This is a genomic window from Saccharomonospora sp. CUA-673 (genome assembly GCF_001942305.1).
Lineage (GTDB): Bacteria > Actinomycetota > Actinomycetes > Mycobacteriales > Pseudonocardiaceae > Prauserella.
The window spans coordinates 1-12,342 of sequence record NZ_MKKE01000085.1 but is presented as its reverse complement, the minus strand read 5'-3'; the positions used below and the strand labels follow the sequence as shown (position 1 = coordinate 12,342).

Annotated in this window: 10 protein-coding genes, 1 tRNA gene and 2 pseudogenes; 4 read left to right on the top strand and 9 right to left on the bottom strand. The window is 71.0% G+C overall.

The window, feature by feature from the left end:
• The first annotated feature begins 2 nt into the window (after positions 1-2).
• Complete coding sequence (locus tag BJF85_RS25545) at positions 3-794, top strand: alpha/beta fold hydrolase (protein ID WP_075850472.1); 792 nt, start codon at positions 3-5, stop codon at positions 792-794.
• Between the two features lie 48 nt (positions 795-842).
• Here the strand turns inward: BJF85_RS25545 and BJF85_RS29300 are convergent, their stop codons facing one another.
• Positions 843-1,430 (bottom strand): NAD(P)-binding protein, encoded by a 588-nt coding sequence (locus BJF85_RS29300; protein WP_222844677.1) that lies wholly within the window; start codon positions 1,428-1,430, stop codon positions 843-845.
• Complete coding sequence (locus BJF85_RS25540) at positions 1,321-2,442, bottom strand: cation:proton antiporter (RefSeq protein WP_222844676.1); 1,122 nt, start codon at positions 2,440-2,442, stop codon at positions 1,321-1,323. The genes BJF85_RS29300 and BJF85_RS25540 overlap by 110 nt, the downstream gene beginning before the upstream one ends.
• Before the next feature lie 172 nt (positions 2,443-2,614).
• On the opposite strand from BJF85_RS25540, the gene BJF85_RS25535 reads away from it, so the two are divergent.
• Positions 2,615-3,607, top strand: coding sequence for a xanthine dehydrogenase family protein subunit M (locus BJF85_RS25535; RefSeq protein WP_075850471.1), 993 nt, complete (start codon positions 2,615-2,617; stop codon positions 3,605-3,607).
• Between the two features lie 42 nt (positions 3,608-3,649).
• Here the strand turns inward: BJF85_RS25535 and BJF85_RS25530 are convergent, their stop codons facing one another.
• From BJF85_RS25530 to BJF85_RS25515, 4 genes are all read right to left on the bottom strand, one after another.
• Positions 3,650-5,743 carry a xanthine dehydrogenase family protein molybdopterin-binding subunit gene (locus tag BJF85_RS25530; RefSeq protein WP_075850470.1) on the bottom strand — a complete coding sequence of 698 codons (2,094 nt, stop codon included), beginning with the start codon at positions 5,741-5,743 and terminating at the stop codon, positions 3,650-3,652.
• A complete protein-coding gene (locus tag BJF85_RS25525; RefSeq protein ID WP_083666705.1) occupies positions 5,740-6,339 on the bottom strand; it encodes a 2Fe-2S iron-sulfur cluster-binding protein in 600 nt (199 codons plus the stop codon). The genes BJF85_RS25530 and BJF85_RS25525 overlap by 4 nt, the downstream gene beginning before the upstream one ends.
• Before the next feature lie 115 nt (positions 6,340-6,454).
• Positions 6,455-6,985, bottom strand: a complete 531-nt coding sequence (locus BJF85_RS25520) for a DUF664 domain-containing protein (RefSeq protein ID WP_075850469.1) — start codon at positions 6,983-6,985, stop codon at positions 6,455-6,457.
• A 94-nt stretch (positions 6,986-7,079) separates the two neighbouring features.
• Positions 7,080-7,152: transfer RNA gene (locus tag BJF85_RS25515), tRNA-Asn, on the bottom strand.
• Positions 7,153-7,338: 186 nt separating this feature from the next.
• Here BJF85_RS25515 and BJF85_RS25510 point away from each other — a divergent pair.
• Complete coding sequence (locus BJF85_RS25510) at positions 7,339-7,539, top strand: hypothetical protein (protein ID WP_075850468.1); 201 nt, start codon at positions 7,339-7,341, stop codon at positions 7,537-7,539.
• A gap of 62 nt (positions 7,540-7,601) precedes the next feature.
• Here the strand turns inward: BJF85_RS25510 and BJF85_RS25505 are convergent, their stop codons facing one another.
• The 3 genes and pseudogenes from BJF85_RS25505 to dnaG form a co-directional block, all read right to left on the bottom strand.
• Positions 7,602-8,366: a trans-aconitate 2-methyltransferase gene (locus BJF85_RS25505; RefSeq protein ID WP_075850467.1), complete on the bottom strand. Its 765-nt coding sequence runs from the start codon at positions 8,364-8,366 to the stop codon at positions 7,602-7,604.
• 47 nt (positions 8,367-8,413) lie between these two features.
• Entirely contained in the window at positions 8,414-8,938 is a 525-nt protein-coding gene (locus BJF85_RS25500; protein WP_075850557.1) for a hypothetical protein, read from the bottom strand.
• Positions 8,938-10,840, bottom strand: a pseudogene (dnaG, locus tag BJF85_RS25495) (DNA primase). The gene BJF85_RS25500 and the pseudogene dnaG overlap by 1 nt, the downstream one beginning before the upstream one ends.
• A gap of 52 nt (positions 10,841-10,892) precedes the next feature.
• On the opposite strand from dnaG, the pseudogene BJF85_RS25490 reads away from it, so the two are divergent.
• A pseudogene (locus BJF85_RS25490) lies at positions 10,893-11,863 on the top strand (sigma-70 family RNA polymerase sigma factor).
• Positions 11,864-12,342 lie beyond the last annotated feature (479 nt).

Here is a 12,342-nt window from a genome sequence, read left to right as displayed (position 1 = left end):
GCGTGCCTCACGCGTCGGCGGCCGACGGGACCGCGCTCCACTACCGGGTTCAAGGCCGCTCCGACGACGCCGCGGCGACGCTCGTGCTCATCGCGGGCCAGTCGAACGGACACCGGTGGTGGGATGCGGCACTGGCCGACTTCACCCCGGTGTTCCGGGTGCTCACCATGGATCACCGGGGCATCGGCGACAGCGACAAGCCCGACGACGACTCCTACAGCATCGAGCAGTTCGCCGCCGACGTCGTCACCGTCCTCGACGCGGCGGACGTGGAACGCGCCCACGTCTACGGCACGTCGATGGGCGGGCGCATCGCGCAGCGGCTGGCGGCGGCGCACCCGAGCCGGGTCGATCGGCTCGTGCTCGGGTGCACCTCCCCCGGCGGTCCGCACGCCGTGGAACGGGACGAGGCCGTCGGCCGCAGCCTCACGCAGTATTCGGCGAAGGCGGTCCGCCGGGCGCTGCTGGAGCTGATGTACACCCCGGAGTGGCTCGCCGAGAATCCCGGCCCGTACCGCACGATCGGCGAACGCGACACCCCGCAGTACGTGCTGCGCAAACACCGTATCGCCAGTGCCCGGCACGACGCCTGGGACGACCTGCCGACGATCACCGCGCCGACCCTCGTGGTGCACGGCGAGGACGACGTGTTCAACCCGGCCGCCAACGCCGCGTTGCTGGCCGAGCGGATCCCCGGCGCTCGACTCGAGCTGATCCCGGGCGCGCGGCACGCCTACTTCGAGGAGCGCCGCGACGTCGCCGGCCCGCTCGTCGTCGACTTCCTCACCGAGTGACCCCGGCTCGCCGAATGATCGGACCGCGCCGAGTCCGGGCGGGCGGTGTCACTCGCTCCGGACAGCGGGGCCCGGTTCCGTCGGTTCGGCGGCGTGGTCGGCGAGGCTCTCACCGGCGGACCCGTAGAGGTTGAACGCCGCGTCAGCGCCGTAGGCGCGCAGCTCCTCGACGTCCGTGGCGCGCTGGGCGATGGCCGCGACCCTGCCGGTGAATCCGTTGCCGCGCAGCAGCTCCAGGACCTGGACGTTGTCACCCTGGAACGGCATGGCCAGCACGACGAGCCCCACCCGGCCCGACCGTTGCACGCGCTGCCAGAAGTCGATGTCGGTCGCGTCGGCTTCCACGACGCGATAGCCCTGCTCGCGGAGCTGCTCGACCCGGACGGGGTCGTGTTCGACGCCGACGGCACGCCGTCCGTGCGCGGCGTGCAACCGTTCCACGGTCGCCGTACCGACGCGTCCCATGCCGAGCACGATCGTGTCGGCGTCGCCGAGGTCGATGGGGCAGTCGTCGGGGGTGAGCCGGTCAGCCTGCTGCCGGGGAAGGGTGCGGTTGAGCCATGCCTCGACGGCCGGCGAGAGCCGGTTGAGCACCGCCGACACGAGGAAGCTGATCGCCACGGCGAGCGCGAGCACGACGACCCATTCCTCGGCCAGCGCACCGGTCGCGGCGACGACGGTCGCGACGATGAGCGCGAACTCGGAGTAGTTGCCCAGCGAGAGTCCCGTCAGTGCCGCAGTACGGTACCGCAGCCGCAACAGCCCACAGCAGTCCGAAGAACGCGACGATCTTCACCGGGATCAGCAGGTTCAGCAGTGCCGCGATGCCGAACGCCTCCCACGTCGGGGTGCCGGTGAGGCCGATGCTCACGAAGAACGCGATCAGCAGCACTTCCTTGCCGGTGAACAACATCCGCGAGAGCTCGGCGGCCCTGCGGTGCCCGGCGAGCAGCGCACCGAGCAGGAGGGCACCCAGGTCGCCCTTCAGCCCGACGAGTTCGAACAGCACGTACCCGGGCACCAACGCCATCGTCAGCCCGAACAGCGCGGCCAGCTCGACGGACGTGATGCGGTCCCATGCCTTGCCCACGAGCCACACACCCGGCACGACGAGCACCAACGCCAGCGCCCACGGCGACGGCACCTTCCCCTTGGACACGGTCAGCACGACGGCGGCGACGATGTCCTGCATGATCAGCACGCCGATCGCGATGCGGCCGTAGAGCGTCTGGTTGTCGCCGCGTTCGTCGAGGATCTTGATCACGAACACCGTCGAGGAGAACGAGAGCGCGAGCGCGACGATGGCGAGGTCGCCCAGGTCGGTCTCCGCGACGAGCGTGAACCCGAGCGGTGTGATGGCCAGCAGCGCGGCCAGTCCGATGAGGACGCTGAAACCCATGTGCGCCACCGCCGTGGCCCACACCCGCGGCTTCACCAGCGACCGGAGGTCGAGCTTGAGCCCGATGCCGAACAGCAGCAGCGTGACGCCCAGGTCGGCCAGCGTCTGCAGACCGGGCATCTCCTCGACACCGGCCGCGTTCAGGCCGAACCCGGCGACGAGGAAGCCCACCAGCGGCGGCAGTTTCACCGCCATCGCGAGTCCACCCGCACCGAGTGCGGCCACCAGATAGATCGCTGCAATGTCCATGACCATGCCTCACTGCCGAACCGACGCCGGAGCATACCGAGGCCGCTCGGGAGCATCGCACGCCGTTTAGCGCGATGGGTGTCAGGGAACGCCGGACGGGTACGCCCGCGCGGTGGGCGCGGCGCGGCACAACGCGTCGCGGCCGGGGTCGTCACCGGAAAGGAAGGCGCCTGTGATCCCGTTCGAGTACCGACGTGCCGACGACGTGTCGACCGCGGTGGACACCGTGGCACGGAACCCCGCCGCGTCGTTCCTCGGCGGCGGTACGAACCTCGTGGACCACCTCAAGCTCGGAGTCACCGCGCCGGAACATCTCGTGGACGTCACGCACCTGCCGCTGGACGACATCGTCCCGACCGCCGACGGCGGGCTGCGCCTCGGCGCCACGGCGCGCAACAGCGACACCGCCGCCCACCCGGACGTGCGGGCGAGGTACCCGGTGCTCGCCGAGGCGCTGCTGTCCGGCGCGTCCGGCCAGCTCCGCAATCTCGCGACCGTCGGCGGGAATCTGCTCCAGCGGACCCGCTGCCCCTACTTCCAGGACGTGACCACGCCCTGCAACAAGCGCGAACCCGGTTCCGGCTGCTCCGCGCTCGAGGGATACCAGCGCTACCACGCGATCCTGGGCGCGTCCCGGCACTGTGTCGCCACGCATCCGTCCGACATGGCGGTGGCGATGGTCGCGCTCGACGCGACCGTCCACGTGCACGGGCCCGGCGGGGCGCGCAGCATCCCCGCCGAGGAACTGCACCGCCTCCCCGGCGACGAGCCCGACCGCGACACAGTGCTCGACCACGGCGACCTCATCACAGCCGTCGAACTGCCCGCTCGGCCGTTCGCCGCGAACTCGGCCTACCGCAAGGTGCGCGACCGCGCCTCGTACGCCTTCGCCCTCGTGTCGGTGGCCGCCGCCCTCGACGTCGACGACAGCGGCACGATCCGCGACGCCCGGATCGCCTTCGGCGGCCTCGCGCACAAACCGTGGCGGGCGCGTCGGGCGGAGGACACCCTGCGCGGCGGCCCCGCCACCGACGACCGCGTCGCCCGCGCCGCCGACGCCGAGCTGGCCGACGCGGAACCGTTGGACGGCAACGGCTTCAAGGTGCCGATGGCCCGTGGTGCGCTCACCGCGACCGTGCGGCGGCTGCAGGGCCACCGGGCGTAGGCGCCACGGGCGCCACTCGTCCGACGAGTGCTGCTCCCCTGCTCACGAGGCGAGGAACCGGTCGGCGGTGACAGGCAGCTCGCGCACGCGCACCCCGGTCGCGTGGTAGGCGGCGTTGGCGATCGCCGCGGCCGTGCCGACGATGCCGATCTCGCCGATCCCCTTGGTGCCCATGGCGTTCACGTGCGGGTCGTCCTCGTCGATCCACTCGGCCTCCACCGAAGGCACGTCGGCGTTGGTGGCGACGTGGTACTCGGCGAGGTCGTGGTTGACCACCATGCCGAGCCGCTCGTCCATGACGCCGTCCTCGTGCAGAGCCATCGACAGGCCCATCGTCATCCCACCGAGGAACTGCGAACGGGCCAGGCGCGGGTTGACGATCCGACCCGTGGCGAACACGCCGAACAGCCGGGGTACGCGGACCTCACCGGTGTCGGCACTGACGTGCACCTCGGCGAACTGTGCGCCGAACGCGTGCATGGCGAACCGCTCGGTGTCGGGATTCTCCGGGGCGACCTCGGTGTGCTCGGACCCGGCGGGAGGGTCGTCGTCGCCGAACCGCGCACGGAAACCCTGCGCCGCGGCCACCACCGCCGATCCCCAGTTCGCGGTGCCCGACGAGCCGCCGGCAACCGAGGCGAACGGCAGATTCGTGTCCCCGACCCTCACGACGACGTCCTCGAACGGGACGCCCAGCGCGTCGGCCGCGATCTGGCCGAGCACCGTCCACGCGCCCGTTCCGATGTCGACGGCGCCGATGCTCACCCGGTAGCGCCCGTCCGTCTCGCGTTCGATCCGCGCCGCGGAGCCCGGCGAGTGGTGCACCGGGTAGGTCGACGACGCCACACCGGTGCCGATCCACCACTCCCCCTGCCGCGTCTGCCGGGGTTCGGCGGGACGGGACGCCCAGCCGAACCGGCGCGCGCCCACCCGCAGGCATTCGGCCAGGTTGCGGCTCGAGTACGGCTTGCCGGTCTCGGGATCGCGGTCCGGCTCGTTGCGCAGGCGGAGCTCGATCGGGTCGAGACCGCATCGCTCGGCGAGCTCGTCCATCGCGACCTCGGGGCCGAACATGCCGGGGCACACGCCGGGCGCGCGCATCCACGACGGCACCGGCACGTCCAGCGTCGCGAGCCGGTGGCTCGTACGCCGGTTCGGCGCGGCGTACATGGTGCGGGACGGAACTCCGGTCTGCTCGGCGTACTCCTTGATCCGGGAGGTCTGTTCCTCCACGTCCACTGCGAGGGCGTCGATCCGGCCGTCCCGGTCCGCTCCCAGCGCGACCCGCTGCACGGTGGGGGTGCGGTATCCGGTGAGGGTGAACGTCTGCTGGCGCGTGAGGGCGAGCTTCACCGGCCTGCCGGGCATACGTTTCGCCGCCAGCGCCGCGAGCACCACGTGGGCGTGGGGCGTGCCCTTCGACCCGAAGCCTCCGCCGACGTACGGGGCGAGAACCCGGATCTGCGATTCGTCCAGGTCGAACAGTCCGGCGACGACCTCGCGCAGCGAGTGCACCCCCTGGGTGGAGTCGTGGAGCGTGAGGCCGTCGGCGTCCCACACGGCCACGGTCGTGTGCGGCTCGAGCGGGTTGTTGTGGTTCCGCGCCGTCCGGTACTCACCCTCGACCCGCACGTCCGCGCTCGCCAGTGCGGTGCCGACGTCGCCGTCGTCGGTGTCGGTCTCGTAACTCGGGTTGACCACGTCGGGCCGGTACAGGTCGAACGATTCGCGGGGGAAGGAAACGTCGTGGTCACGGCGCTCGTAGTCGACCTCGACGAGGTCGGCGGCGTGCCGCGCGATCTCCGGGGTGTCGGCGACCACGCATCCGATGAGCTGGCCGCGGAACGCGACGTCCGGTTCCTGCAGGATCTCCAGCTCGGCGTCCTGCCCCGTACGCAGTCGCGGGGCGTTGTCCGGGGTCAGCACTGCGTGGACGCCCTCGACGGCGAGCGCGCGTTCGCTGTCCATACCCCGGACCCGGCCCACGGCGATGGTGGCCTGGATCGGGTGAGCGTACGCGGGCCGGTCGACCGGGTGCTCGTAGGCATACGGTGCGCGGCCGGCGATCTTGGCCCGTCCGTCGACCCGTGCGGTGTCCTCGCCGACCGCGTTGGTGCGTTCGAGCGAGCGGGTCATCGGCTCGCCACCTCTCCGTGCACCTGGCCGTCGCCGTCCGCGAGGTCGCCGCCACCGTCGCGGTTGCCGTCGGCGCCGGCGTGGCCGTTGGTTCTGCCGGCGACCTCGCGGATGGCCGTGACGATGCCTGCGTACGCACCGCAGCGGCACAGGTTCCCGCTCATGCGTTCGGCGATCTCGCCGTCGTCGAGCTCGGGTTCGGTGCGGACGTCCTCGGTGACCGCGCTGGCCCAGCCTGCCTCTGCTTCGTCCAGCATCCCCGCGGCGGAACAGATCTGGCCGGGGGTGCAGTAGCCGCACTGGAAGCCGTCGTGGTCGAGGAACGCCTGGTGCAGCGCCTGTCCCCGGTCGTCGGACTCCAGCCCCGCGCTGGTGGTGACGTGAGCGCCGTCGTGCGCCACGGCGAGCGCCAGGCAGGTCGTGGCCCTCCGGCCGTCCAGCAGCACCGTGCACGTGCCGCACTGGCCGTGGTCACAGCCCTTCTTCGGGGAGAAGATGCCCAGCCGGTCGCGCAGGACGTCGAGCAGTGTGGTGCGCGTGTCCGTGACGAGCCGATGCTGCTCACCGTCGACAGTGATCGTGATGTCGGCCTCCATGCTCCGGGCACGTACCCCTGGAGCGGGCCGCGGAAACGTGCGGGAGGCGGCCCCACGGCGAATTCGTCCAATTCGGACAGCAGAGGCGCCGCCCCTCGGGCGGTGTCACTCTGTGTCACTCGCCGACGGAACCGTCGGCCAACTCACGCAGCAGATCGAGGTGCCCGACGTGGCGGCCGGTCTCCTGGACGACGTGGGCCAGGACCCAGCGAACGGTGTGCCGCCCTTCCGCGGTGAGATCGTCGGGTGACACACCCGTCAGCGCCGCGGCGGACAGCCCCCATTCCCTTCGGTAGGCGGCAATGACCGACCGCGGGGTGTCCACATCGGATAGATCCCACGAGGGGTCGGGAGCACCGGGCCACAGGGAAGGAAGGTCGGCACCGGCGACGACGATCGAGATCCAGTGCCGTTCGACGGCGGTGAGGTGCTTCAGGACGCCGAGCGCGGTCAGCCTCGGCGACGTGGCGACGGGCGCGGTGGCAGCCGAAGCGCGGTCGAGTCCGGACACCTTGCCGACCGCGGTCATGCGCAGGAAGTCGAGAAACTGCCACTGCAACCGCAGCTCGTCGTGCGCCAGCTCGTCCGGCCAACGGCGTACCCGCAGGTCCTGCGCCGACTGGTCCTCGCGATCCGTGGCACTCATCGACGACGAGTATAGGACCGAAAGTGCAGAATTCCCGGAGAATCAGGCCAGGCCAGCGGGTAACAAAAAACCCAGCCTACGGCCTGGGCTGATGCTCCCCCAGTTGGATTCGAACCAACAACCCTCCGGTTAACAGCCGAATGCTCTGCCAGTTGAGCTATGGGGGAATGTTCTGTTGTCTCCGGACTGTGCTGTCCGACGGGTAGTAACTGTAGACCATGCCCGGCAGCGCCGTGACACGGGGGTCCCCACGGCACGTCACTGCCTGTTACCCCCGGGTACCCGGCCCGACACCGAGCCGCACCGTGCAGAATGACCCCTTCAACGACACAGCCACGAGGAGGCTCGGCGCTATGAACAAGTTCCTGCTGGGCGCAGCCGTCGGCTACGTTCTGGGCGCTCGTGCCGGCCACGCTCGGTACGAGCAGATCGTGCGGACCTACCGCAAGGTGGCCGACCATCCGGCCGTGCAGGGCGCGGCGGGCGTCGCTCGCGCCAAGCTCGGCGAGAAGGTCGGCGAGCGCATGCCGTTCGAGGGTTCGCCTCGGAGCTGAGCCGGTCGGAACCGGTTCGCACCTGGTGCGAGCCGGCCCGAACCGACCCGCGGACGGGCTGGTCACGGCGTTCGGGCGACGGCGAAGACGCGGCGGAACGGCAGCCATGTCGTACCGTCCGACCGTCGCGGGTAGGCCTCCGCGAGCCGCTCACCGAGCTCGCCGCGGAACGCCTCCCAGTCGTCGTCGCCGAGCGCCGCGCGGATCGGCCGCAGCGCCGTACCGGTGATCCACCTCAGCACCGCGTCGGGGCCCTCCAGCGCGTGCACGTAGGTCGTCTCCCAGGCGTCGACGGCGCATCCCGCGTCGGCCAGCAGTTCGGCGTACTCGACCGGGTCGGACACCGTCTCGGCGCCGCGCAGCAACCCCGGGCCCAGGCGGGAACGCCACTCGTCGCTCGCGGCGAGTTGCCGGGTGAGCACGTGTGACGGGGCGTCGAAATTGCCGGGCACCTGCATCGCCGACCAGGCGCCCGCGGGCAGCGCGGTCACCCAGCGTCGTAACAGGTCGCGATGCTCCGGGATCCACTGCAACGTGGCGTTGCTGATCACGACGTCGGTGTCCGGCCGCGGCACCCACTCGCGCGCGTCGACCACTTCGGCCGCCAGGCCCGCCGCCCGCGCCGCCTCGACCATCTCGGACGAGGAGTCGAAGGCCTCCAGTTCCGCGCCGGGCCAGCGTTCGCGCAGCGTCGCCGTCAGAGTTCCCGGACCGCAGCCGACGTCGACCACGCGCCGCGGCGCCTCGACAGGCACCCGGGCCAGGAGCTCGTGGAACGGACGTCCCCGCAGGTCACCATATGTTTGATACGCCACCGGATCCCACATACCGTACAAGCGTACTGCAAGAGGTTACAGCCGTACAGGCGTACGGTTTACGGATCGCCGGACAGCAGCTGCGCCGCCTCCCGCGCCATCGCGCGCACCGCATCGACGTCGGTCCCGGTGTCCGGCCGGGCCTGCAGCACCACGCCGTCGGTGCCGGGCACCTTGCGCAGCACGAACCACACTCCCCCGCCGTCGGCGAGGTCCTTGCGATGCCGTGCCCGGATGGCACTCTCGACGCGCCTGCGCACGAGCTCGGGCAACCGGCCCGCCCGCGGCACCTCCAACCGCACCGGCGGCAGATCCCGCAACAGCACCGCACCGTCCAGGTCCTCGACCTCGACGGCCTCGACGACCGTGAGCACCCCGTCGGACCACGCGGCCTTGCTCACCAGGTGCCACCCGACGCGGCGCGGGCCGGCGTCCCCGGGCAGCCACAGGCCGAGGTGAGTCACGGCCACGTGCCCGCCGTGCGCGGGCGCCGCCCCGACGATGTCCTCGCCCTCGGCGAGCGCGTCCCGCAATGCGTCCGACACGGCCGGACCCGACACCCGGCGCCACCACCGCGACAACATCATTCGAACCCGCCCGACGCCTGTTCCTTCAAGGCCTTCCGGTACTCCTCCAACGCGACGAGATCACCGAACAACTCCCGGTACTCGTCCGCGGCGTCCACAGGGGACAGTCGCTGGAGCCGCGACTTCAGTTCGCCGATCTGCCGCGCCACCAGGTTCTCCTGCACGGCCGAGAGCATCGACTGGACGTAGCGGGTGTCGGGTTCACTCACCGACTGGAACGACTCCACCGCCAGCTCCGACAGCAGCGACGCCACCCCCGGCTGCTCGGCGTGCCGCGACGCGGCCTCCAGCAACCCGGGGCCCGACAGGCCCGACGCCGTGCCACCCGCCGCCAACAGCGCCCGGTGCACCGCGACGTATCCGGGATGGGTGAAGGCGTCCTCGGGCAGCGCGTCGTACTGCGGACCCGCCAACGCCGGCTCCTGCAACGCGGCCTTGAGCACCTCGCGCTGCGCGACCCGCTCCGGATCGCGGGGGTGCGGACGGGGAATCGCCTGCTGCTCCGCCGAATCCGCCGAACCGGCCTCCGCGCGCGGCGCGGGACGCCGACCGCTCGCCTTCATCGGGGCCCCCGCGGACTCGCGGACCCGGCGCACCACCATCGCCTCGTCCTGCCACCCGGTCCACCAGGCGAGCTTCGTGGCGTAGCCGTCCCGCTTGGCGCGGTCCTTGATCTGCGCCACGAGCGGAACGGTGCGCTGCAGCGCCGACACCTGACCGTCCACGGAGTCCAGGTCGTAGTCGGCGAGCAGGCTGCGGACGGCGAACTCGAACAGCGGGATGCGCCGCGCCACCAGGTCGCGCACCGCGGCGTCGCCCTTGGCCAGGCGCAGCTCGCACGGATCCATGCCGTCCGGCGCGATCGCGATGTAGGTCTGCCCGGCGAACGTCTGATCGCCCTCGAACGCCTTCAGCGCCGCCTTCTGCCCGGCCGCATCGCCGTCGAAGGTGAAGATGACCTCGCCGCGGAAGGCGTCGTCGTCCATCATCAGCTGGCGCAGCACCCGCATGTGCTCCTCGCCGAACGCGGTGCCCGACGAGGCGACCGCGGTCGGCACGCCCGACTCGTGCATCGCCATCACGTCGGTGTAGCCCTCGACGACCACCACCTGGTGCCGCTTGGCGATCTCGCGCTTGGCCAGGTCGAGCCCGAACAGCACCTGCGACTTCTTGTAGATCGGGCTCTCGCTGGTGTTGAGGTACTTGGCCTGGATGGGGTCGTCGTCGAACAGCCGGCGCGCGCCGAAACCGACGACGTCGCCGCCACGGTCCTTGATCGGCCACACCAACCGCCGGTGGAACCGTCGATCGGCCCGCTGCGGCCCTCCTTCGAGATCTGCGCCTTGTACAGCTCGGCCAGCTCGAAACCGTTGTTCAGCAGGTGCTTGGTGAGCTTGTCCCAGCCGCCGGGCGCGAACCCGCAGCCGAACTTCGCCGCCGAGGCTGGTCGAACCCGCGCTCCTTGAGGAACGTGCGGGCCGCCTCCGCCTCGGGCGTGGCCAGCTGCTCGGCGTAGAACGCCTGCGCCGCCTTGTGCGCCTCCACCAGCCGCAACCGCGTGCCGCGGTTCTCCCTGCGGACGTCGCGGCCGCCGCCCTCGTAGGTCAGCTGCAGGCCGATGCGGTCGGCGAGCCGCTCCACCGCCTCCACGAAAGGCAGGTGCTCGATCTGCATGATGAACTTGATGACGTCGCCGCCCTCACCACAGCCGAAGCAGTGGAAGGTGCCGTGCGTGGCCCGCACATTCATCGACGGCGTCTTCTCCTCGTGGAACGGGCACAGGCCCTTCAAGGCCCCACCGCCCGCGCGGCGCAGCGCGACGTACTCGCCCACGACGTCGTCGATCCGATTGCGCTCGCGCACCTGTGCGATGTCGCTGTCCCGGATCCGTCCCGCCACGTCTCCACCTTAGGCCAGGCGTCCGACACCCCCCAGCGGGCATACTCACCGCATGTCCGACACGTCGACGGGGACGTCCGAAGACCGCGGCGCCACCGGCGGCACGGGCCCCGGCCCGCTCGCCGCACGCTTCGACGCCCTCCGGCCACACCTGATCGCCGTGGGCTACCGCCTCACCGGCTCCGTCGCCGACGCCGAGGACGCCGTGCAGGAGGCGTGGCTGCGCCTGGCGGCCCTCGACACCGACGCCGGCTCCGCGCCGCGCGACCTCCAGGCCTGGCTCACCACCGTCGTCGCCCGGCTGTGCCTCGACCGGCTGCGGTCGGCGCAGACGCGCCGCGAGCGTTACGTCGGACCGTGGCTGCCCGAACCGATCGTCACACCCATCACCTCGCACGGACCCCCGGACCCGTTGGAGTCGGTCATCGCCGACGACGGTGTGCGCATGGCCGCCATGGTCGTCCTCGACACCCTGCCGCCTCCACAACGCGTCGCGTTCGTCCTCCACGACGCCTTCGACGTCCCGTTCGCCGAGATCGCCGGCATCCTCGGCTGCACCACCGACACCGCCCGCCAACACGCCTCCCGCGGACGCCGCGCCGTCCGCGACGCCGACCCGCCCCCACGGACCACCCACGACGAACGCCGGCACGTTCTCGAAGCGCTCATCGCCGCCATGGCCACCGGCGACGTCCACGCCGTCGCGAGATCCTCCACCCCGACGTCGTGCTCATCGGCGACTCCGACGGCAAGGGCCGCACCACCCGCCGCATCATGACCGGCGCCGACAAGATCGCCCGCTTCTTCGCCGGACTGCTCACCACCTACCCGCCCGGCGCCTTCGCCGCAGCCCGCCCCGTCCTCGTCAACGGCGACGTCGGCTTCCACATACCCGCCATGGACGGCGGCGGCCGCTATCACGACATGGACGTGCACGTGCAGACCGTCGCCCTCCGCGACGGCCTCATCGTCGGCATCTACGACCAGGTCAACCCCGAGAAACTGCAGCACCTGCGGGTCTAGGGGCTCCGCGGGTGCGGGTTCGGTCCCGTGTCAGCACCTCACGTCGCCGTGTTGGCGTTTCGCGGCGTCGTGTTAGCAACTCAGGTCGCCGTGTTAGCAGTTCGCGTCGCCGTGTATGCGTTCTGCGCGGGCGTGTCAGCATTCTGCGTCGCCATGTTGGAATCTCACGTCGCCGTGTATGCATTCTGCGTCGCCGTGTTAGCAGTTTGGGGTGCTGTGTTGGCAATTCATGTCGCCTTGTTGGGGTTTCGGGGTGGGTTGTTGGGGTGCAACCTTGGGGTGGGGGTGCCTCGCCGGCGGGCAGGTCTCCGGGATGATGACGCGACTGGTGTCGCTGTTCCGTGTCATCCCTCGACCTCGCTTTTTGGTTATCACGCTGCAGCGCCAAGGGTAGGGTTTGGTTGGAGTTTTTGGGTTTCGGTTGTCCAGGGTTTTCGGTTTCGGGGGGTTTTTCGGCTTTGGGGGGATTCCCGCCCGGC